At 64.1% G+C, this 20,791-nt stretch carries 19 protein-coding genes; 5 read left to right on the forward strand and 14 right to left on the reverse strand.

Annotated elements, in window-relative coordinates; all coding sequences use genetic code 11:
• Positions 1-39: 39 nt before the first annotated feature.
• Positions 40-954, reverse strand: a complete 915-nt coding sequence (locus tag RAS12_RS05255) for a LysR family transcriptional regulator (protein WP_306945825.1) — start codon at positions 952-954, stop codon at positions 40-42.
• Positions 955-1,065: 111 nt separating this feature from the next.
• Here RAS12_RS05255 and RAS12_RS05260 point away from each other — a divergent pair, with 111 nt between their 5' ends.
• Positions 1,066-2,364 carry an SGNH/GDSL hydrolase family protein gene (locus RAS12_RS05260; protein WP_306945827.1) on the forward strand — a complete coding sequence of 433 codons (1,299 nt, stop codon included), beginning with the start codon at positions 1,066-1,068 and terminating at the stop codon, positions 2,362-2,364.
• Positions 2,365-2,565: 201 nt separating this feature from the next.
• Positions 2,566-3,066, forward strand: coding sequence for a hypothetical protein (locus RAS12_RS05265; RefSeq protein ID WP_306945829.1), 501 nt, complete (start codon positions 2,566-2,568; stop codon positions 3,064-3,066).
• Positions 3,067-3,158: 92 nt separating this feature from the next.
• On the opposite strand, the gene RAS12_RS05270 is transcribed toward RAS12_RS05265, so the two are convergent.
• The 4 genes from RAS12_RS05270 to RAS12_RS05285 form a co-directional block, all read right to left on the reverse strand.
• Positions 3,159-6,392: an error-prone DNA polymerase gene (locus tag RAS12_RS05270; protein ID WP_306945831.1), complete on the reverse strand. Its 3,234-nt coding sequence runs from the start codon at positions 6,390-6,392 to the stop codon at positions 3,159-3,161.
• A 10-nt stretch (positions 6,393-6,402) separates the two neighbouring features.
• On the reverse strand, positions 6,403-7,872 hold the full coding sequence (locus RAS12_RS05275) for a Y-family DNA polymerase (protein ID WP_306945833.1): 1,470 nt from the start codon (positions 7,870-7,872) through the stop codon (positions 6,403-6,405).
• On the reverse strand, positions 7,802-8,506 hold the full coding sequence (imuA, locus tag RAS12_RS05280) for a translesion DNA synthesis-associated protein ImuA (protein WP_306945835.1): 705 nt from the start codon (positions 8,504-8,506) through the stop codon (positions 7,802-7,804). The genes RAS12_RS05275 and imuA overlap by 71 nt, the downstream gene beginning before the upstream one ends.
• A 97-nt stretch (positions 8,507-8,603) precedes the next feature.
• Positions 8,604-10,133 carry an amino acid permease gene (locus RAS12_RS05285; protein WP_306945837.1) on the reverse strand — a complete coding sequence of 510 codons (1,530 nt, stop codon included), beginning with the start codon at positions 10,131-10,133 and terminating at the stop codon, positions 8,604-8,606.
• A 119-nt stretch (positions 10,134-10,252) separates the two neighbouring features.
• On the opposite strand from RAS12_RS05285, the gene ypfH reads away from it, so the two are divergent.
• Positions 10,253-10,957, forward strand: a complete 705-nt coding sequence (gene ypfH / locus RAS12_RS05290) for an esterase (protein ID WP_306945839.1) — start codon at positions 10,253-10,255, stop codon at positions 10,955-10,957.
• Positions 10,958-10,962: 5 nt separating this feature from the next.
• Here the strand turns inward: ypfH and RAS12_RS05295 are convergent, their stop codons facing one another.
• On the reverse strand, positions 10,963-13,044 hold the full coding sequence (locus tag RAS12_RS05295) for a DUF8189 domain-containing protein (protein ID WP_306945841.1): 2,082 nt from the start codon (positions 13,042-13,044) through the stop codon (positions 10,963-10,965).
• Between the two features lie 164 nt (positions 13,045-13,208).
• Between RAS12_RS05295 and RAS12_RS05300 the strand changes: the two genes are divergently transcribed.
• On the forward strand, positions 13,209-13,565 hold the full coding sequence (locus RAS12_RS05300) for a cupin domain-containing protein (protein ID WP_306945843.1): 357 nt from the start codon (positions 13,209-13,211) through the stop codon (positions 13,563-13,565).
• An 11-nt stretch (positions 13,566-13,576) separates the two neighbouring features.
• Here the strand turns inward: RAS12_RS05300 and RAS12_RS05305 are convergent, their stop codons facing one another.
• Both RAS12_RS05305 and RAS12_RS05310 read right to left on the reverse strand, forming a co-directional pair.
• Positions 13,577-13,999, reverse strand: coding sequence for a hypothetical protein (locus RAS12_RS05305; protein WP_306945846.1), 423 nt, complete (start codon positions 13,997-13,999; stop codon positions 13,577-13,579).
• 15 nt (positions 14,000-14,014) lie between these two features.
• On the reverse strand, positions 14,015-14,389 hold the full coding sequence (locus RAS12_RS05310) for a glutaredoxin family protein (protein WP_306945848.1): 375 nt from the start codon (positions 14,387-14,389) through the stop codon (positions 14,015-14,017).
• A 94-nt stretch (positions 14,390-14,483) separates the two neighbouring features.
• On the opposite strand from RAS12_RS05310, the gene RAS12_RS05315 reads away from it, so the two are divergent.
• Positions 14,484-15,017 carry a DUF1697 domain-containing protein gene (locus tag RAS12_RS05315; RefSeq protein ID WP_306945850.1) on the forward strand — a complete coding sequence of 178 codons (534 nt, stop codon included), beginning with the start codon at positions 14,484-14,486 and terminating at the stop codon, positions 15,015-15,017.
• Between the two features lie 18 nt (positions 15,018-15,035).
• On the opposite strand, the gene RAS12_RS05320 is transcribed toward RAS12_RS05315, so the two are convergent.
• The 6 genes from RAS12_RS05320 to queD form a co-directional block, all read right to left on the reverse strand.
• Positions 15,036-16,457: an efflux transporter outer membrane subunit gene (locus RAS12_RS05320; RefSeq protein ID WP_306945852.1), complete on the reverse strand. Its 1,422-nt coding sequence runs from the start codon at positions 16,455-16,457 to the stop codon at positions 15,036-15,038.
• 59 nt (positions 16,458-16,516) lie between these two features.
• Positions 16,517-17,410: an efflux RND transporter periplasmic adaptor subunit gene (locus RAS12_RS05325; protein WP_306945855.1), complete on the reverse strand. Its 894-nt coding sequence runs from the start codon at positions 17,408-17,410 to the stop codon at positions 16,517-16,519.
• A 2-nt stretch (positions 17,411-17,412) separates the two neighbouring features.
• Positions 17,413-17,625 (reverse strand): DUF1656 domain-containing protein, encoded by a 213-nt coding sequence (locus RAS12_RS05330; protein ID WP_054421638.1) that lies wholly within the window; start codon positions 17,623-17,625, stop codon positions 17,413-17,415.
• Entirely contained in the window at positions 17,622-19,685 is a 2,064-nt protein-coding gene (locus tag RAS12_RS05335; protein WP_306945859.1) for an FUSC family protein, read from the reverse strand. Before RAS12_RS05335 ends, RAS12_RS05330 begins: the two co-directional genes overlap by 4 nt.
• The gene (locus RAS12_RS05340) at positions 19,682-20,155 is read right to left on the reverse strand and encodes a MarR family winged helix-turn-helix transcriptional regulator (protein ID WP_306945861.1); all 474 of its coding nucleotides are present in this window, start codon (positions 20,153-20,155) and stop codon (positions 19,682-19,684) included. The genes RAS12_RS05335 and RAS12_RS05340 overlap by 4 nt, the downstream gene beginning before the upstream one ends.
• 180 nt (positions 20,156-20,335) lie before the next feature.
• Positions 20,336-20,779 (reverse strand): 6-carboxytetrahydropterin synthase QueD, encoded by a 444-nt coding sequence (queD, locus tag RAS12_RS05345; RefSeq protein WP_306945863.1) that lies wholly within the window; start codon positions 20,777-20,779, stop codon positions 20,336-20,338.
• Between the last annotated feature and the right edge of the window lie 12 nt (positions 20,780-20,791).

Below are 20,791 nucleotides of genomic sequence, written 5' to 3' on the forward strand. Positions count from 1 at the left end.
ACAAAAAAGCCATGATAGACCAGCGGCGGCCGGCTGTGCTCATGGTTCCGAGGGGACTTGCATGCCAGGCAGTTCACGCAGACGGTCGGCCAGGAATTGGATCAGCAGCCGTGCGCGCAGTGACTGGTAGCGGCGCGACGGGTAGATCAGAAAGGCTTCTTGCTGCGGTCCGCTCCAGCCGGGCAGTACGTGAATCAACTGGCCATCAGCTAGCAAGTCGTGTACCACCCACGCCGGGCACAGGCCGATACCCGCGCCCATCGCCAGCGTTTCGCGGATTGCCAAGGCGTTATTGACGCGATAGCGTCCCCGGGTTTGAACGCTGGCGCGGGTACTGTCCTGATGCAGCTCAAGCAGATCGCCCGCCGCTGACCATGCAAAACGCACGTAGTCGTGGGCGGACAGGTCATCGGGTGTGCGGGGCATGCCATGGCGGGCCAGATAGGACGGCGCGGCCACCAGATGGCGGGGCGACACGCCGGCCTTGCGCGCCACGGCATTGGGCGGCAGATCACTGCCCAGGCGCAGGGCCACGTCCACGCCTTCTTCAACCAGATCTACATAGCGGTCATTCAGAATCAGTTCCACCTGGATATCAGGGTATGAATCCAGAAACTGATGGATTGCCGCATTCAGCCAAAACTGGCCCAGGGCCACTGGCGCATTGACGCGCAGGAATCCAGTGGGGGTTTCGGTTTGGCCTCGGGCGTCCGCCACGGCCTCGGCGTATTCCTCCAGCACCCGTTTGGCGCGTTCATAAAAGCGCTTGCCTTGCTCGGTGGGCACGACGCGGGTCGTGCTGCGTTCCAGCAGCCGCACATTCAGGTCTTTTTCCAGCGCCGCCACGATCTTGCTCAAGGCGGGTTGGGTAAGGGCTTGTTCGCGGGCTGCGGCGGACAGGGTGCCCAGTTCGACGGCGCGGACAAAGGCTCGCATGGCACGCAGCGTATCCATGGTGTCATTCCAATTTGGAAGAAGGTGTATGTATTTTATGTGGCTATTCGTCAGTTTAGGAAGAGCCTATTGTCAAGGCCTGACTTATCTTTCTTGCTACAAGGATCTGCCTTGAAACCCTATCCACGCTTTCGCTCCCTGAGTCTTGCGGCTGCCCTGGCCAGCCCATTTTTGTTCTCGTCAGTGGCGGGCGCTACCGGTGCCACGACAGAGTCACCGCCCGCTGTCTGGATCAGCTCCTGGTTTGCCAGCCCGCAGCCGGTCTGGGATGCGTTGTTCGCGCTGCCCACGGGTATGCCTGGTCAATTGCAAAATCAAACCCTGCAAGAGACGGTCAAGCTCAGCCTGGGCGGCCAGCGGCTGCGCGTGGTGCTGTCCAACCGCTATGGTTCGCAAGCGCTGGTGATTGGCGCGGCGCAGGTGGCGCGGATTCAGCACGGCATGGCGGTTGAGCCCGCATCGAACCGCGCGCTGCGCTTTGGCGGGCAGCCGGGGGTGACAATCGCCCCGGGCGCGCAGGCGGTCAGTGATCCGGTGGATCTGCCGGTGGACGCATTGACCGAACTGGCGATCAGCACCTATTTCCCGCAGGCCACACCAGTGACGACATTTCATTGGGGGGCGCAGCAAACGGCCTTGCTGACGCGGGGCAACACCAGCGTGGCTCAAGATCTGGCTGGGGCCACGCCGTTGGAAGGGCGCGCCTTTCTGGCGGGTGTTTGGGTGCAGCGTAAAGAGGCCGCGCCGGTCGTCGTGGCGTTTGGTGACTCGGTGACCGATGGCAACGGCTCGACTCCAGGCTTGAATCGCCGCTGGCCCGATTTCCTGGCCCGGCGTCTGGCGGGTGAAGGCGTGGGCGTCGTCAACGCCGGGATCTCGGGCGCACGGGTCTGGAGCGACAAGATGGGGGTGAACGCCATGGCCCGCTTCGATGCCGACGTGTTGTCGCAGCCGGGCGTGCGCACCGTTGTCCTGATGATGGGCATCAACGATATCGGATGGCCGGGCAGCGCTTTCGCGCCAGGCGACCCGGCCATGACCGCCCCGCGGCTGGCCGAGGGCTATCGACAACTGGCAGAAGCGGCGCATGCGCGCAACGTGCGGATTGTGGCGGCGACGATTCCGCCGTTTGAAGGCGCGCTTGAGGGCACGCCGGTCACGGGGTACTACAGTCCGGCCAAGGACGCAGTGCGGCGCGAGGTGAACCAGTGGATTCGCGGAAGCGGCGTGTTCGACGCAGTGGTGGATTTCGATGCCTTGTTGCAAGACCCGGCGCATCCGGCGCGCTTGTTGCCCGCTTATGACTCGGGTGATCACCTGCATCCCGGGGACGCGGGATATGAGGCGATGGCAAAGGCGGTGGATGATGCGGCGCTGTTTGGAAGAAAGACGGTTGAACGCCGCCATTGAAAGGGGGGGGCGTTGATACAGGTGCGTGGATACGTGTGCGTTGCTACGTGTTCGCGCACCCGGCAATTGCCGGATTCGATCGTGCCAAAACTGTCCTTCTCAGGCCAGGACGCCGGCAGGGCTCGCGCGTTAAGTTACAGTGCGTACAGCGCAGAGGTCTTGCGAAGTTTTGAGTGGCAAAGAATCAGGAGAAGTACCGCAGTGAATGACACCCCGATATCGGATACCGATCAGTCCGAAAACCGCAAGGAACAGGAACCCCGGCTTTGGCGTGATGACGGCTGGACCGCCCGGATCATCAAGAACGAGGACGACGACGGCTGGGCCGTGGAAATGACCCTGGACGGACAAGCCGAGCCCGCTCTGGTGGGTCCGTGGACCATGGGCCGCGATAAGAAGAACCCCAAGCCGCTGGACTCGTCCGCCTTCATCACCCTGGTCAAAACGGCCAACGAAGTCCTGCGCCGTCACGAACAGCAATTGCATGCGACGCTGCACAAGAGCGTGAAGATCGATGCTGCCGCTGGCCGGTTGACCATCAAGCTGGATATCGTTCCCGACGAAGACGAACCCTATGCCGTGCTCAGCGCCTATGACGAATCGGGCGAACAGCTGGCTGAAGTCCACGTTGCGCCAACCTACAAGCTGAGCGTGCAACGTGCATCGGAGTGGGCGTCCGGCGGGTTCGGGAAACAGGGCTGACGCTTCGGTAAAAGCCCCGGTAAGAATTTCCGGCAGAACTTCCGGCAAGAACCCCAGGCAAGCAGGGACGCGGCTGCGCCGCAACCGCATCCCTAATGAAAGTTCCGGCTCTGCGTTGCCAGGCCGCCCAGCAGATCAGACATATCCACCAGCCGCTGTGCAATCAAATGGCGTACGCCGTCCACGCTTTGCCAGGCGCCATATACGCCAAGCAGGGTGGCGCCCAGCAGTTCGCGGCGCTGGCGTTCAATCAGTTCAGGTCGCACCACCACGTTGACGGGGCCGGTTTCGTCTTCGAGCGTGACAAAAATCACCCCCTTGGATGTTTGCGGGCGCTGGCGCACGGTGACGATGCCGCAGGCGCGCGCCGAACGTTTGTTGGGATAGCAGTTCAGGACCTCGGCGGGCTGGAAATTGCGCGCCGCCAGTTGGGCGCGCAGCAGCGCTACGGGGTGGCTGTGCAAGGTCAGGCCCACGCTGCGGTAGTCCGCCGCCACGGACTGGCTTTCCGAAGGCGCCTGCAACTGGGGCGCCTGCGCTTCCACGATGGCGGCATCGCGCAGCAGATCGCGGCTTTGCACGCTGGCGGCGGCTTCCCAACTGGCCTGGCGGCGGTGGCCCGCCAATGTGCGTAGCGCATCGCCTGCGGCCAGTGCATTCAGATCATGGCGGTTAAGGGTGGCGCGGCGGGCCAGGTCGCCGGTGTCGGTAAAGGGCAATAGGCCGCGCGCGTCTTCGATGCGCCGGGCGGCGTCTTCGCGCATGCCCTGGATCAGGCTCAGGCCCAGCCGGACGGCGGGGCGGCGGGAGCCGGCATCCGGGGCGTGGGCGTGCGGGTGGCGCTGCGTGCCGGGGTGGCCGTCTGGCAGGTGTTCCAGCGCCGAGTCCCAGCCGCTGACGGTGACGTCTGCGGGCAGCACGCAAACGCCGTGGCGGCGAGCGTCCTGCACCAGTTGCGCGGGGGCGTAAAACCCCATGGGCTGGGAATTCAGCAGGGCCGCCAGAAAGGCTTCGGGCTCATGGCGCTTCAACCAGGAGCTGGAATAGGCCAGCAGCGCAAAGCTGGCGGCATGGCTTTCAGGGAAACCGTATTCACCAAAGCCTTCCACCTGCCGGAACAGGGCTTCGGCAAAGTCCAGCGTATATCCGTGCGCCAGCAGCCCGCCCACGAGCTTGACGCGGAATTTGTCCACGCCGCCCTTGCGCTTCCAGGCGGCCATGGACCGGCGTAACTGGTCGGCTTCGCCTGGCGAGAAACCCGCCGCCACCACCGCGATCTGCATCACCTGTTCCTGAAAAATCGGCACGCCCATGGTCCGGCTGAGTACCCCTTTCACTTTCTCGCTGGGATAGGTTTCGGCTTCCTTTTTCTGGCGGCGGCGCAGATAGGGATGGACCATGCCGCCTTGGATGGGGCCGGGCCGCACGATGGCAACCTGCACCACCAGATCGTAGTATTCGCGGGGTCTAAGGCGCGGCAGCATGGTCATTTGCGCGCGCGATTCAATCTGGAACACGCCCACCGTGTCCGCGTCGCAAATCATGTCGTAGGTCGGGTCATCGCCTTCGGGAATGTCTTGCAGCGTCATGGGCTGGCCGCGGCGCTGGCTGGCCAGTTCCAGCGTGCGGCGCAGGGCCGACAACATGCCCAGCGCCAGCACGTCCACCTTCAGCAGTTTCAATGCGTCCAGATCGTCCTTGTCCCATTGCACGACGCTGCGCTCTGCCATGGCGGCGTTTTCAATGGGCACCAGACGCGATAGCTTCCCGCGTGAAATCACAAAGCCGCCCGGATGCTGCGACAGGTGGCGCGGAAACCCCATCATGGTTTGCGCCAGCGACGCCCATTGCCGCGCCACCTGGGATTCCGGGTCCAGTCCGCAAGCGCCCAGCGTGCGCAGCATTTCTTTCTTGCCGTCCCACCATTGATGCACGCGGGCCACCGTATCGATCACGCCTAAGTCCACGCCCAGCGCGCGGCCCGTATCGCGCAACACGCTGCGCGGCCGGTAAGAAATCACGACGGCGGTCAGCGCGGCGCGATCACGGCCGTATCTGCCGTAGATGTACTGGATGACCTCTTCGCGGCGCTGGTGTTCAAAGTCCACGTCGATGTCGGGCGGCTCGGCGCGTTCTTTACTGATGAAGCGTTCAAACAGCGTGTTGCCGCGCACCGGGTCCACTTCGGTGATGCCCAGGCAATAACACACGGCGGAGTTGGCGGCGGACCCGCGGCCCTGGCACAGAATGCCTGCGCGGCGGGCGAACTGGACGATGTCGTAGACGGTCAGGAAATACGCTTCGTATTGCAGGTCGGCAATCAGCCCGAGTTCTTTTTCGATCTGTTCGGCCACGCTGGCGGGGACGCCAGCCGGAAAGCGGCGTGCGGCGCCCGCCACGGTTTCCTGGCGCAGATAGGTGGCTGGCGTGTGGCCGGCAGGCACGATTTCGTCGGGGTATTCATAACGCAATTCGTCCAAGGAAAACGCGCAGCGGCGCGCCACGGCCAGCGTCTGGGCCAGCGCGCCGGGCGGGTACAGATTGGCCAGCCGCATGCGGGTGCGCAGATGTTGTTCGGCATTGCCAGACAGCTCGTAGCCGCATTGGGACACGGGCTGGCGTGTGCGGATGCCGGTCAGCGTGTCATGCAAGGGTTTGCGCGAGCGCACATGCATCTGCACCTGGCCCACCGCCACGATGGGCAGTTCTGATTCGTGCGCGGCGTGTTCGACGGCGGCGCGGTGCAGATCGTCGCGCGACTGATACAGCAAGGTCAGCCCCACCCAGGCGCGCTGCGGAAACACGCGCGCCAGCCAGCGCGCCTGCTCGGCCATGCGGTCGGCATCGGTGCCATAGGCGGGGGTCAGGATGGCCAGGCATTCGGGCAACTGGCGCAGATGCGCATACCCTTCTGGCGGATGGGTGAAGTCTTCCGGGGCCAGGCGGTATTCGCCTTTGGGCGCGCGGGTGCGGGCCAAGGTGATCAGTTCGGACAGGTTGCCGTAGCCTTCGCGGGTCTGCGCCAGCAGGGTCAGGCCCAGCGGTGCGGCATCTGGAGCTGCGCGCAGCTGGAAGGTGGCGCCGATGATCAGCGGCAGCTTCTGGGTCTTGGCTTCGGTGTGGGCGCGCACCACGCCAGCCAGCGAGCATTCGTCGGTCAGCGCCAGCGCGGCGTAACCCAGTTCAGCGGCGCGCGCGGCCAGTTCCTCGGGATGCGACGCGCCTTGCAGGAAAGAGAAGTTCGACTGGCATTGCAGCTCGGCGTAGCCGGGCAGCGCGACCAACAGATCGGCCGGTTCAGGCGCATCGTAGGAATCGTCGTCCATGCGATTGGCCTTATGCGTACAGCCCGTGCAGGAACCAGCGGGCGTCGTCCGCATCGCGCTCGCGGTAGATCCAGTAGCGCGCCGCGGCGGCATCTTCGGCAACGAAGTAATCGCGCACGGTCAGGGCCGGGTCCCACCAGCCGCTTTCGATGCGTTCGGGGCCGCGCATCAGGCGCAGCGCCTGGCCGGCGTATTGGGGGCGATGGCCGGATAGCTTCAAGGGCAGCGGCGTTTGCAGCAGCCAGAACGGCCGGTCCAGCAAAGTGGGCAGCGGTTCGGGGCGTTGAGGGGCGGCCAGCGCGTCGCCCCAGGAATTGGCGGCTTCGGGGCGGTGGTCGGCGGTGGGCTGGGCGTGACGGACCTGGTCACGGCCCAGCCGGGCCACCAGCAGGTCCAGCAGCCGCGCGTGGTCGGCCGCGGTGCCGCCCGGTTCAGGAAACAAGGTGGTGCTGGCGGCGGGTTGCTCTACCGTATCGGGCGCCAGCAGCGTCACGGCGATGACGGGAGCTTCCAGCGTGAAATGGTTGAGTTTTTCGCGCAGCAGGTGCAAGAGCTGCGGCGCTTGCCAGACCGGTTGCGCCAGCGCCAGTTCCAGTTCGGTGGGCGGGCGCGCATGGCGGCCGCGCTCGTGTTCCATACTGAGCACCACGCGCCGCACCGCCAGTTGCCGGGCGGTCAGCCAGCCGCCCAGCTGTTCGGCCAGCCGCCGCGCCACGCCCAGCACGGCGTCGGTGTGCTCTACGTAGTCCATCAGTTCCAGACGCCGCGAAAACTGATGGGGCGGTTCAATCCAGCGATAGAGCTCGGGTGTCTGGCCGTAGGCGGCATCCAGGGCTTGCAGCAGCTCGGGCGTGCTGCGCCGTTGCAGGCCCGCGCGGGGCAGGGCGCGCAGGTCTGCCAGGCTGTGGCAGCCAATATCGTTTAACCAGTCTTGGCGCGCCTGCGCCTGGGGCAGCAGCGCCAGCGGCAGCGCGTCCAGCCGGCGTGCCAGCGTGGGCAGCGTCAGGGTGCGCCGGGGGGCGTGCCGGCCCGGGCGGTGGGCCAGCAGCCACGCGCCCATGGCGGTGGGCGCCATGCCGAGTGTCACGTGCAGGTCCAGTGCGCGCAGCGTGGCGCGGACCCGTTGGCTGAGCGCACGGGGACCACGGAAGAACATCAGGCTGGCGCCTACATTCAAGAGCACGGTGTCGCCGCCCGCCAAGGCGACTTCGGGCGTGTATTGCAGCAAGGCCAGCGCTGCGCCTTGCAAGGCATCGGCTTCGGCAAGCGCATTGCGCGGCAGCAACTCGACCTGCGGGGCGATGGCTGCCGCGCCGGCGCGGCGCATGCCGGGGCGGACGCCGGCCTGGCGGGCGGCGGGGGTGAGGGCGGCGACGCGTTCCTGGTCCAGAACGGCGAACGCCTGCTCCTCATGCGGCCAGTGCGGGCGTAGTGCGTCCAGCGGCAGGCAGCGCAGGTAGACGGCGATCCAGAGGCGCATGGCGGGGAGAAGAAGGCGTAAGGGCGCCGGGCTCCAGGCCCACGTACAGCGGCGTGTCGCAGACAGGCCCCCGGCGCTTCAGAATGTGTACGGACAAGCCGCCAGGCGCGGGCGCAAGGGCCAGCCGCAAGGGGGCGGGAGTGGCGTTTTGCGCCGCGTTGGACGGGCGGACGGCGATAAACAGCAGATCACTGGCCTGGGCTGCCAGGTGCAGACGGCGCAAGGATTCAGGCCGCACATGGGGCAGCCAGCAGATCAACGCGCCGCAACTGCCGTTTTTCAGGATCTGTTCCGTGGCCCATAAGGCATCAACGGGTTTTTCTGGCGCAACCCAGAGCAACTGCCGGGGGTCCAGCCGCCAGCTCATCCAGCTGGCGATATGGGGGGCATGCGGGGGGTGCACCAGAGCAATGGGACGGCGTGTTTCCAGCTGGGCCAGCGCCGGGCGCAGCAGGCGGATTTCGCCTATGCCGGGGTGCGGGGTCAGCAGTTCGATCAGGGACCCCAGCGGCCAGCCGCCGTCCGGCAGCTCGGCCGAAAGCGCAGCATGCCCGGTGGGCAGGCTGCGGGCGGCGCCTTTAGCCATTTGGGTGGCGCGCCACAACGCGGGATGGATACGTTCCGGGGACTGCATGACGGGGGGATGAGCGGCTTGAAAGAGAGGTGTGCTGTATGAATATACAGTATTTTACCCGCCTTTCAAGCCGCCGGTTTCCCTGGCCCCGCCAAGGCTACATCCGGGCGTTTGCCGGGGTTCCCGATGGCTGTTCCACGCCCTGGCCCAGCTCCAAACCGTAAAAACGCATGTCCTTGTACGGCACCCAGCGCGACTTTCTCAGCACGCGATGACCGATCCACAACGCCAGAAACAGCGGAATCGCCAGATAGGTCGACATGACCCCGATCCAGTCGATGCGCTCTTCCAGGAATGCCTGGTAGTTCTGGCCCAACGTGACCGTCAGGCACAGTACAAAGGCCAGTACCGGGCCAAAGGGGAACAGGCCGGCCTTGTAAGGCAGATCAGCCGTGTCGTAGCCGTGCTTCACATAACCCTGGCGAAAACGGTAATGGCTGACGGCAATGCTCAACCACACGATGAATTCCGTCATGCCGGCAAAGTTCAGCAGCCAGATGTAGACGGCTTTCGGGCTGTACACCACGCTGAACAGGCACAGACAGGCAAGCGCGGTGGTGGCCAGTAGCGCATACAGCGGCACGCCATTGCGGGTCAGCCGCTTGAACACCGCTGGCGCCTGGCCTTCGGCCGCCATGTTGAACAGCATCCGGGTGGCGGCGTACATGCCCGAGTTGCCCGCCGACAGCACGGACGTCAGGATCACTGCGTTCATGACCGTGGCTGCCGACAATAGCCCTGCATGCTGGAAGACCAGCGTGAAGGGGCTGACGGCAATGTCTTCGACTTCGTTGCGCAGCAGTTGCGGGTCGGTGTAGGGCAGCAGCAGGCCGATGATCAGAATCGCCAGCACGTAGAACAGCAGAATGCGCCAGAACACATTGTTGATGGCGCGCGGCACGTTGCGCCGCGGGTTCTCGGATTCGCCAGCGGCCACGCCCACCAGCTCCGTGCCCTGAAAGGAATACGCAACCACCATGGCCACCCCCACCCAGGTGGCCACATTGCCCACGAAGGGCGCATCGCCCACCTTCCAATTCGCCAGGCCCACGGGGTTGCCGCTATGAATGATGCCTGCCAGCATCGCCAAACCCACGGCGATGAAGCACAACACCGCCACGACCTTGATGATGGCAAACCAGTATTCGGCTTCACCGAAGCTGCGCGCCGAAAATGCGTTCAGCCCAAAGGTCAGCGCCAGGAACGCCACACTCCATATCCATCCCGGCGTATCCGGCAGCCAATACGCCATGACCAATTGGGCGGCCACCACGTCCACGGCGACCACCGTGGCCCAGCTGATCCAGAAATTCCACCCCAGCGCAAAGCCGAAACCCGGGTCCACGTAGCGCGACGCATAGGTGCAAAACGAGCCTGACACCGGCATGAAGGTCGCCAGTTCGCCCAGGCTCGTCATGATGAAATACACCATCAGGCCAATCACCAGATAGACCAGCAGGGCGCCGCCAGGACCCGCTTGCGCAATCGCCGCGCCAGAGGCGACGAACAGGCCGGTGCCGATGGCGCCGCCCAACGCTATCATCGTTAGATGGCGCGCTTTAAGCACGCGGTGCAACTGATTTTGGCTGGCAGGCGTGACGCCCGATTCTGTGGTCGGTGTATGCATTACAGGGGTAGGGGCGAGCCGCCGCGCCGGGCAGTCCGTCGTTTGCTATAGGCTGCGCATTTTACAATGCCGCTATCGTGGCGCAGTTCAGCGGCCTCATGCCAGTACGGAGCAGTCTTATGGCGTCTTCCAGTTCTATTGAATTTCTACCTGATCCCGGCGTCGACGTGCGCCAGTTGTTCATCCTGCTGCACGGCGTGGGCGGCTCGCCCGACAACCTGCGGCCACTGGCCCAGGCGGTGCGCGCGGCATTCCCCACGGCGGCCGTGCTGGTGCCCGAAGGTTTCGAGCCTTTCGATGGCGGCGGCGCGGGCCGGCAATGGTTTTCGGTGCGCGGCGTGACCGAAGACAACCGCGCAGACCGCGTGGCGCACGCCATGCCGCCTCTGGAAGCCTTTGTGCGCCAAGCGCAGGCCCGCTTCGGCTTGCTGCAATCGGACACGGCGCTGGCCGGGTTCTCTCAGGGCGCCATCATGGCGCTGGAACTGGTGCAGGCGCATGACGGCATGGCTGGCCGTGTGCTCGCATTTTCGGGCCGCTACGCGCAATTGCCCAAGTCCGCGCCGCAATACACCACGATTCATCTGCTGCATGGCGCCGATGACCCGATCATGAGCGTGGCGCATATCCAGGCCGCGCAGACCCGGTTGAACGAATTGCATGGCGATTCCACTATCGATATCGCCTCGCAGGTCGGCCACGAACTGCATCCGGCCCTGATCCAGCGCGCTATCGTGCGCCTGCAAACCTGCGTGCCGCTACGCGCCTGGGAAGCGGCGCTGGGCCTGAACCAGACGCCGCCCGACGGCAGCACGGTGCACTGAACCCGTCACTGCACCGTTGTCGGTGTGGCCGCCCGTGACGATTGCGTCGGCATGCGTTCCAGCGTAAGCGTGCCGGGCGTGTTCGGGGACGGGCGCACCACCACGGCGTTGTTCGCGTTGTTGGCGCCCAGGTTCGGCAGATCGGCCGGGCGCGCGGCCACGGATGCAAAGGGGCCGCCGCCGCTCGCTGGCACGCCGTCCAGCGTCAGGTTTGCGCCCCAGGCGCCGTCGTGCCGCGACAGCACTTGATAGCGCTGGGGGCCTCCGGCGGTGCGAGCGACGACATAAAGCGTGTTGCCGATGATGTTGATCGCCGGCGGCGATGCGGCCTCGGCGTCCAGCTTTACCGGTTTGCCGTGCTCAACCAGCCACAGCTGTCCGCCCGGGCGCTCAAGAATGGCAAGCACGACGTTGCCTTGGGCATTGGCGTCGATGGCAGGGCGTCCGATGAAGGGCAAGCCCATATCGGCCGGCGCGCTCCATTCCATGTTGAGATCGGTGGTGTCGCCCGCTTCCACCAGCTTGGTCAGATGGTTATTGCTGCGCTGGCGGAAATAGAGTTCGACCCGGTTTTCATGGTTGCGGATCGCCGCCAGTCCGCCCGCGGCTTCGGGTGCCGTTACGCGGCGCCAGGCTTGCCAGTCCGGCCGGTGGCCTTTTGCTGCCGGTAACTGACGCGTATAGAAAAGCTCGCCTGCGCCTGCAACAGCAAAGATCACGTAACGGCCATCTGCGCCGCGCGCTGCAGCCGGAGAACCGGTAACGCCTTCCAGCAGCGGCAAGTCTTGCCAGGTGCTCCAGCTGCCATCGATGCCGGACGGTGAAATCCAGTGCAAAAGGCCGTCATAACCGAGTGCCACGGCCGCGGCTTCTCCGCGCGGAGCAACCGCCGGAATCTGGGTCACGCGCATGCCGCCCAATGCCTGCCAGCCTTGCCATGTACCGTCATGGCGCTGCTTATTCGCCCACACGCCGCCCAAGGGGTCGCGCGCCATCAGTCCGGCCGTGCCGTCGGCATGCGTGAATGACACCAGCGGCCCGGTAGTGCGTCCGCCCAGACTCTGCCAGCGGCGTTGGCCGGAATCCCAGCGATTGACCGCTGCATTGGTCTCGCCGGCGGCAAACACCACCAGTCCGCCGCGCCCGTCCGGGTATAGCTGAGGCGCTACATCCTGGCGCGATACGTAATAAGCGCGCTGCACCCAGGCCGCGGCTGGTCCGGCGGGTTCTTTGCAACCCGTGGGCCCTGCGCAATAGTGATAGTCGTTCCAGGCGTAGTGCTGGAAGATCATCGACTTGGCGGCGATCTCGCTATCGGTCAGGTTGGTGGCGCGTTCCTGGCTGGGGTAGTCGATATAACCCGTTTCGGCGTAGTTGCCGGGGGCGCGCACCATGGCTTCGCGCACCAGCCGCGCGCTGGCGATGTGATCGGGATGGCTATGGCCCGTGCAACGCCAGCACAGCTGCGTATAAGGCACGCTGACCGTGTCATCAAGGTGGCGCACCGTCGTCGGGCCATATTGGCGGATCATCTCGGCCACGGTGGCAATCAGTTGTTCGCGGGTATAGACCTCGGGATACGGGCCGAGCGTGTCAATATTTTGCCCGGGTTCGGACTCCGTGCGGCTAAGCGGGGTCAGACTGCCCCAGCCTTTGCCCAGCCAGGGGTCTTTCAGCCGCAAATGCCACAGCTGCACGCGCGGATTGTCCTGCAAGGTAAAGCGGGCAATATGGCGTCCGGCAACCGTTCCGGCGTCTTCTTTCCAGACGTCGGGTTTGTGCGCCATAAACGCATACGCGGCGCGCACGCCGCGCTCACGGCCCAGCATATAACCTTCGCCTTCGCCAGCGTCGCTGGCCGTCAGATAGACGACGCGCACGCATCCGCCTGCCTCGATGTTCGAGGCAATGTCCGGATTCATGAACAATAGGTCGTCGTCCAAATGCGCGACGAAAGCCAGATCCTTGATGCCGTGACATTGCGCCAGCGGCGGAGGGGCTGCGAGTGCCTGGGCTGAGGCCAGGCCAAAGAGTGCACAAATGAGCGCCTGGCCAACCGGGCGCAGCAAAGCCGAAAAAGATGGCATCAATAAAGGGCGCTGCTTAAAAGGCGCAGCGCGGCAAAGTTTATTTGAGTCAGAACAGTATAGCTGTGGTGTTTTATGGGGGACGGGCATGGTGACCGAGGCTGTCCCCAAATAGGGATGGGGTATCGTCTTCCCAACCCTGTCCTCGTGAAGGAGCACCAATTATGGCGTTGCAACATGCGTCTCCCGGCCAAGTGATCGCGCTGTCTCCCTACGGCAGCCAGATCGCCACGGCAAAGTCCATCGCGCTCTTCAAATCGGAAGACTTGGAGGTCATGCGGCTGGTGTTGTTGGCCGGCAAGGAAATGCCATCGCATCGTGTGGCCGGAGAAATCACGATTCAGTGCATAGAGGGTAGCGTTGAGGTCACCGCTGAAAACGCCACGCATGTCTTGCGGCCGGGGCATCTGCTTTACTTATCGGGCCACTCATTACATGCCGTGGTTGCGCTGGAAGATGCGTCAATCCTCGTCACGGTGGTACTCAAACGGACGGCCGGGCAGGGCGGAGCGCCTGCTTAAGGGGAGCCGCGTCAGTGCGGCTTCCAGGTCAGCCCGTCTTTCGAGCGGTACTCGGGGGTGCCTGTGCAGCAGCCCCCTGCGCCCATCGCCTGACGCCCGAGAAATACCCTCACGTATCCTTTGCCTGCGGTGATCTCTTCGCGAATGCAAGAGGTGGGCAGCGGATAGAAATCGCCCTCAAGGACCAAAGTCCAAGTCACGTTTTCGCCTTCGGCAGGGTCTACTTTGTAGACCTTGCAATTGTGGACGAGCAAGTGAATGGGTTGACCCGCCAGCGAGCCTTGGAATTGCAGCTCTGGCGGCGTTTCGCGCGTTGCGATGGTCTCGGCGGTGAATTTTGATCCGGCCGGTGGCGGAGGAAGCGACGTGTCGCAACCCGCCAACGCAATCGCTGCGCACAGGGTGATTGCCAATCGGCGGGCGCGATGCGTCATATTGTCAGATGCCGCTCAGGCCACGCTCGCAAAGCGCTGTTCAAGAAAGGCGATGATGTCATTGGACTCGTACAACCAGCGTGTGCCGTCCGCTTCGTCGATACGCAGACAGGGCACCTTCACCTTGCCGCCGCCAGCCAGCAGTTGGTCGCGGGCCTGTTGATCGCCCTTGGCGTCGCGCAGCGTGACCGGCACATTCAGCCGATGTATGGCGCGCCGCGTCTTGACGCAAAACGGGCAGGCGTGGAATTGGTAGAGCGAGAGCGCGGCGGCTTCTTTGTTGACCGCCGCCTGGCCTTGTGCCGAACGTTGCTGCGGGCGCGGACGCGTCACCGCATCGCCCAATACAATCAGCTGACCCAGACCAACACGCAGTGCTTTAACGAGCATAGATACGGACTTTGAAACGCATGGAGAGGCGCCCAGTCTACTCTGTGCGGCGGCGTCCCCGCAAAAGGCAAGACTTTCACAGTGATGCACAAGCATGAAGACGAAGATTATTCTGTTGCGCGGCGTGACCCCGACCGGGAAAAACAAGGTGTTCATGGCGCCGCTGCGCGCAGCGCTGGAAGAGGCCGGTCTGGCCAATGTCAGAACCTACATCCAGAGCGGCAATGTCATTGCCCGCACGAACCTGGAGCAGTCTGCCATTGAAGATCTGGTGCATGACGTGATCCAGGCCCAGTTCGGCGGCGATATCAAAGTGCTGGTCCGGTCGGCGCCATTCTTCCAGAAGGTGTTGGATGACAACCCGTTCAAAGGCGCCGATTCCGCCAAGCTGTATTTCACGTTGCTTGCCACCCCGCCTGAACACGGCTTGCTGGAAGCCTTCCATGCACTTGGCCATGCGCCTGACCAGGTGCGCGTGGCGGGTGACATGGCTTATGTGTTGTGCGCCACGAAGTACAGCGACCTCAAGGCCAACAATAATTTCATCGAAAGAAAGCTCAAGGTGTCAGCGACGACCCGCAATTTCAATACGATTTCCAAGCTTATCGAACTGGGCGCCGTTCAATAGCAGGCGCTTGGCCCGAACTTACTTTTCCCAGCCGCCGCCCAGCGCCAGAAACAGCGCGATCTGATCGCTGCTGAGTTCGGCCTGAGATGCCGCCAGCGCACTTTCCGTTGTGGCCAATGTGCGTTCGGCGTCCAGAACCGTCAGATAGTCCGTCTTGCCATACTGGAAAAGTTGGCGGGCCTGAGCCGCAGCCTGCGCGCTTTCGTCGCGCGCGGCACGCAATGAGGAGTCGCGATCCAGTTGCCGCGCGTAAACCACCAGCGCGCTTTCGGTTTCGCGCAGGGCATTCAGCACAGTTGCATCAAAGCGGGCGACGGCCGCTTTGGTGTTGGCTTGCGCTTCGGCAATGCGGGCCTGCACGGCGCCGGTATTGGGGATGGTCCAGGAGATCAGCGGGCCAACGCTCCAGCTGAACGTGCCCCGGTCGCCGATCATCGAGAACGGGCCGCCCGACGCGGCGGACAAGCCCAGTGTGATCTTGGGATACAGGTCTGCGGTGGCAACACCGATGCGCGCCGTGGCGGCGGCCAGCGACCGCTCGGCCTGGCGGATGTCAGGGCGGCGGCGCAGCAGCGCAGCGCCATCGCCAACGGGGATGGTCTCGGTCAGGCGCGGCGCGGTGGCGCATTGCAAGAGCGCAGGCGAGATGTCGTTGGGCGTCTGGCTCGTCAATGCGGCCAGCCGATAGAGCGCCGTGCGTTGCTGTGCTTGGAACGGCGGCAGGTTCGCTTGCAATTGTTCCAGCTGGCTGCGCGCACGGGTCACATCCAGCGTGGTGCCGCGGCCGGCGCGTTGCAAGCGGCTGACGGCATCCAGCGATTCCTTTTGTACCTGCACGGAATGCTGGGCCGATGCCAGCTGCATACCGGCGGCGCACATATTGGCGTAGGCGCGCGCGGTTTCGGCCGCAACCGTGACGCGGGTGGCGTCGTACGCTGCCTGGGCGGCTTGTTCATCGCCGCTGGCGGCTTCGATAGCGCGGCGGATCTGGCCGAACAAATCCAGCTGGTACGACACGCTGGCGCCTGTGGAATACGACCAGCGGCTGGGCGGATTGACGCCGGGTTGCAGTTCTTGCAAGCCGGATACATGGCCAAAAGTGGGCGACGCGTTCACGCCTATCGTGGGCTTTTGCTGCGCTTGCACTTCCTGCACGGCGGCCTGCGCGCGTTCCAGATTGGCGCTGGCTACGCGCAGATCGGTGTTGGCGCCCAGCGCTTTTTCAACCAGGCCGTCCAGCACGGCATCGTTATACAGGCGCCACCAGTGCCCAGGCACAGCCTCTTGCTGATACACCGCCTCCTGCGCTTGCGCGAAGGGCGCTTGCGCGCTTTGCCGCTCGGCCACCGACCCGGCAGGCACCTTGTAGTCGGGGCCGACGGTGGTGCATCCGGCTAGCGCTAGGGCCAGCATCAGCGGCAGGAGGTGTTTGGTATTCATGGCAGCTACGGCTTGGCGTCGATAAAAGGTTTGGGGCGGCGTTAAAGATCAACGAGCATTCAAGAGGGTTTGCGTGGACTGGGATTCACCGACACGGTGGCGGTTTGACCCGCGACCAGCCGTACGCCATCAGGCACGTCGTCGATCTTTACGCGCACAGGAATCCGCTGGGCCAGGCGGACCCAGTTGAACGTCGGATTCACGTTCGGCAGCAGATTGGCGCCCGTGCTGCGGTCTCGGTCGGCAATGCCCATGGCGATACTTTCCACGTGGCCGCGAATGTGGCGCGAGTCCCCCATCAACGTGACGGTGACGGGGTCGCCTTCATGGATGCCGGGGAGCTTGGTTTCTTCAAAATAGCCTTCGACGTAGAAGGAACCCGCGTCCACCAGCGCCATCACGCCATGGCCAGCGGTGGCGTACGAGCCCGCGCGCAGGTCCAGGTTTGTGATGCGGCCGTCGCTGGCGGCCAGCACGCGGCTGCGCTCCAGGTTCAGGCGCGCCGTGTTCAATTGCACTTCGGATTGGGCCAGCGCGGCCTCGGTCTGTTGCACCTTGGTCTGGCTTTGCTCAACCGCTTCGGCGGCAACCAATTGGCCCAGCGACCGGTTGCGCTTGGCGTCGCGCAGAGCCTGATCATGCGCCACTTGCTGCGAACGCACCGAAGCCTGCGCCTGATCGAACGCCAGCTGGAAACGCGCGCGGTCGATCTCAAACAACAGATCACCCGCTTTGACGTCTTGGTTGTCATGCACGGGCACGTTGGTGACTAGGCCGGATACGTCGGGCGCTACCTGAACCACATAGGCTTTGACGCGGCCGTCGCGGGTCCAGGGTTCAACTTCGTAATGCACCCAGAGCTGCCAGCCGGCATAAGCGGCGGCGGCGACGACGACGGCCGTCACCGCGAACTTGCCGATAGCAGCAGGGCGAAGAGCGTTAGGGAGTTTCATACCTATCTCTGGAGAAAATAAGGGGAAATCAAAGAGACGCCATACAGCAGCACCACGAACAGCGCCAGATCAAACAGCGCGGGGTGCCACACCAGGCGATACAGCCCAGCGCGTGCCAGCACGCGCCGCAGCGCCCAGGCCACGCCCAGCGTGACTACGCCAAGGACCAGCAGCCAGGGGAAATAAATACCGTAAAGATTGAATTCGCCAATCATGATGCGGAGCCCTCCATGGTTGGATGGGCAGGTTGGTAGTCAGGCGCGTCGGGAAAGAAAGCGCGGCGGATGCCCACCAGCGCCACCACGGCACGGTCACGCGCGGCCAGACCTTGCGGCGTGGCTGCCACGCTGGATAAAGCGCGGTCGATCTGGGCAAGGAACTCCGGCGTCTTTTCGCGGATGCGCCAGGTTGAGCGTGCGCGGAAAAACTGCGCCAGGCTGTTCAGCACGGGTTCGATCGTGGGTTCGGCCATGGGCAAGTGGCGGCGCGCGCGTTGCAGTTCCGTAATGTCACGGCCCACGCGCAGGTCTTTCAACGCATCGGCGGCAACCAGATCGTCGGGCCGCTTGGCCAAGGCCAGACGCGGCTGCAACAGGCCAATGCGATCCAGCATGCGGGCGGTATAGGTGTGGCGCGACGGCGCGCGCGGCGAAGCGGCCAGCGTCGCCAGCTCTTTCCAGTTGGCGGCCTGGATGCGGCGGGCGCTCCAGTCGGCGCTGACCGTGCGGAAAATCGCGGCGATGATCGCAGCCGTGGCCACGCCCATGCACTGGGCCACCTGCGTGTCGATGAAGGACACGATGTCGGCCGTGTTGGTGTCTTGCAGCGCCATCGTGCCCAAAAAGCCGAACAGCATGGCCATGGCCTTGCCAGCGCTGGCCGGCCGCGCGATGAAGATGCCTATCACGAAGGCCGTGGGCAGCATCGACAAGGCCAGCATCTCGAACGAATGGATGGCGGGCATGATGCCCAGCAGGTACAGCGCCGACAGCGGTATCGAATACACCGTATAGGTCAGGAACTGCATGATGCCCGGCACCGGATTGTCTTGCGAGGCGAAAAAGCAGCTGAAAATCGCGGCCATCAGCGCAGCAGTCGCGCCGTTGCTCCAGGCTGTGCCTATCCAGAACGCGCAGCACACGGAAATGGCCACGCCTGCCGCCAGCGCCGACAGCAACGCCATGCCGTGATCGCGGTGCAGCGCTGCATTGGGATCGCGGGCAGCACGCGTGGAACGAAGAGGGGTCCGCAGCCGCGCGCCGTCCAGGCCTGCGCGGATTTCACGCCGCAGCGCCAGGCATTCGTCATAGGTGTCGATCAGCTCGCGCAGCCGCGTCATCAAGCTGGCCAGCAAGGCGTCGCGCCACGTGGAGCGGCTGTCGATGGCGGGGGTCTGGCGCGTGACGGCAGCGCGCAGGCTCACGGCGGTTTCGTGCGAGGCCTGCGCGCCGGCATTGATCCATTCAGAGATGTCGTGCAGCAGCGCGGCGACGGGCTCGGGCAGCGGCTGATCGTTAGCCTGCAACGCGCGCAAGCGGTCTTCCACTGCGGAAACGGCAGGCGTCAGCGCCGAGATCTGGTCCTGCATGGCGCGCACCGCGCCCGAGGTCCAGCGCAGATTGCTGGTGTCAAACGGTACATGCGTGGACAGCAGGCGTAACTGCGTGATGTCGTTGGCCAGCACGCGGCGGTCGCGATCGCGTTGTTCGGCGTTTTGGCCGCTTAACGTGTCGTGCATCCAGTTGCGGGCGTCGCGCACGGCCTTGTCCAGTTGCAAGGTCAGCGCTGGCGCCAGGCCGCGGGGCAGCACGATGCTGTGGATCAACGTGGCGCAGACAATGCCCAGGCTGATTTCTTCGACGCGGGCAAGCGCGGTGTCGAACACCAGGGAAGGGTCCGTCACGCTGGGAAAGCCGATCATTGCGGCGGTGTAGCCGGCCAGCATGAACAGGTAAGAGCGCGGCGTGCGGTCCAGCACGGACATGTATAAACAAGCGCCCACCCACAGCACCATGGCGCCCGTCATGACAACGGGAGAGTTCGAGAGCCGCGGCACCATGTACACGGTGGCGGCCGAGCCGATGAAGGTGCCGACGAGCCGATACAAGGCCTTGGACCGTACGGCGCCCGACCAGGGCTGGGCCACGACATAGGCGGTGGTCATTGCCCAGAACGGACGCGGCAAACCAATGCTGTAGGCCAGATAAAGCGCCATGATGGCGCTCAGGTAGCTCTTTAGCGAAAAGATGGTCTCGCGGACGTTCGGCAGTTTCACGATTGATTGTCCTGCTGCGTGCCGGACGCGCCACGGCCCAGCGACACCTTCAAGGCGTCAAAGACGCGCAGGCAGGCTTCCAGGTCAGCTTCGCTGACGCCGTTGAACAGACGGCGCCGCAATTCCACCAGCACGTCCTCGACCTGCGCGCGCAGCGCATGGCCGGCGTCCGTCAGGTGCAAGGTCTTGGCGCGGCGGTCATGGGGATCTTCACGTCGTTCCATCAGACCCGCGGCCACCAATTGGTCCAGCACCCGAACCAGCGACGGGCCTTCGACTCCCAATGCTTCGGCCAACGCGCCTTGGCGCACGCCATCGCCCAGGCGGCCAGCCAGAATGACGGGCCAGGCCGTGGCTTGCGACAGGCCGTAGTCAACCAGCGCCTTGTCAGCAGCGCCGCGATAAGCCCGCGACAACACCATCAGATTTGCGGTGGTAGCCATGAGTTGGGAGTCGGAAGGAGTGTTCATGGAATTGATTGTATCCTATCTATTAGCTTACTACTGATTGAAAATGGCGAAAGCCAGCATAGATTTTTTCAAACGGTTAAATAGGGGCGGATCTTTCCATGAATGGAAAGCTTTGGGGGATAGGGGGAAAGACAGGTGACGGGGGGCGAATGACCATCGTCATGCCCCGCCACTTAATCCTTACCCGTTGCAGTCGGCCCAGCAGTTCGGCGTTTCATACAGGCGGACGCGCGTCAGGCGCAGGTCGGCACCGTAGTGGCCGTGATATTGCGGCGCCAGCGTGTCGAAAACAATCTGAGCCAGGTTTTCGGCAGTGGGGATACGGTCCAGAACCACGGTTTTGTGGTCCGAAAGACTATCCAGGAAACCGCGCACGGCGGTGTCGCCCTCAAAGACGAGGAACGCGTGGTCCCAGACATCCACGATGTGGGTCTTGGCGATGTGTTTGATCTCGGAGAAGTCCATCAACATGCCGTTGTCGGACTCGCCCGGGGCTTGCACCACATCACCCGTCAGGGTGATTTCCAGCACATAACGATGACCATGCAGATTGCGGCATTGACTGCGGTGATCGGGGATGCGGTGGCCGGCGTCGAATTCCAGCTTGCGGGTTACGGAAATCATTGCGTGGCCCAA

The organism is Achromobacter seleniivolatilans (genome assembly GCF_030864005.1).
Lineage (GTDB): Bacteria > Pseudomonadota > Gammaproteobacteria > Burkholderiales > Burkholderiaceae_B > Achromobacter > Achromobacter seleniivolatilans.

Bases quoted from the DNA above. Each gene is read 5' to 3' on its own strand.
- RAS12_RS05295 (WP_306945841.1), bottom strand. From the start codon at position 13,044: ATGCCATCTTTTTCGGCTTTGCTGCGCCCGGTTGGCCAGGCGCTCATT.
- ypfH (WP_306945839.1), top strand. From the start codon at position 10,253: ATGGCGTCTTCCAGTTCTATTGAATTTCTACCTGATCCCGGCGTCGAC.
- RAS12_RS05285 (WP_306945837.1), bottom strand. From the start codon at position 10,133: ATGCATACACCGACCACAGAATCGGGCGTCACGCCTGCCAGCCAAAAT.
- RAS12_RS05305 (WP_306945846.1), bottom strand. From the start codon at position 13,999: ATGACGCATCGCGCCCGCCGATTGGCAATCACCCTGTGCGCAGCGATT.
- RAS12_RS05300 (WP_306945843.1), top strand. From the start codon at position 13,209: ATGGCGTTGCAACATGCGTCTCCCGGCCAAGTGATCGCGCTGTCTCCC.
- RAS12_RS05330 (WP_054421638.1), bottom strand. From the start codon at position 17,625: ATGATTGGCGAATTCAATCTTTACGGTATTTATTTCCCCTGGCTGCTG.
- RAS12_RS05340 (WP_306945861.1), bottom strand. From the start codon at position 20,155: ATGAACACTCCTTCCGACTCCCAACTCATGGCTACCACCGCAAATCTG.
- queD (WP_306945863.1), bottom strand. From the start codon at position 20,779: ATGATTTCCGTAACCCGCAAGCTGGAATTCGACGCCGGCCACCGCATC.
- RAS12_RS05320 (WP_306945852.1), bottom strand. From the start codon at position 16,457: ATGAATACCAAACACCTCCTGCCGCTGATGCTGGCCCTAGCGCTAGCC.
- RAS12_RS05325 (WP_306945855.1), bottom strand. From the start codon at position 17,410: ATGAAACTCCCTAACGCTCTTCGCCCTGCTGCTATCGGCAAGTTCGCG.
- RAS12_RS05255 (WP_306945825.1), bottom strand. From the start codon at position 954: ATGGATACGCTGCGTGCCATGCGAGCCTTTGTCCGCGCCGTCGAACTG.
- RAS12_RS05310 (WP_306945848.1), bottom strand. From the start codon at position 14,389: ATGCTCGTTAAAGCACTGCGTGTTGGTCTGGGTCAGCTGATTGTATTG.
- RAS12_RS05275 (WP_306945833.1), bottom strand. From the start codon at position 7,872: ATGCGCCTCTGGATCGCCGTCTACCTGCGCTGCCTGCCGCTGGACGCA.
- RAS12_RS05270 (WP_306945831.1), bottom strand. From the start codon at position 6,392: ATGGACGACGATTCCTACGATGCGCCTGAACCGGCCGATCTGTTGGTC.
- RAS12_RS05315 (WP_306945850.1), top strand. From the start codon at position 14,484: ATGAAGACGAAGATTATTCTGTTGCGCGGCGTGACCCCGACCGGGAAA.
- imuA (WP_306945835.1), bottom strand. From the start codon at position 8,506: ATGCAGTCCCCGGAACGTATCCATCCCGCGTTGTGGCGCGCCACCCAA.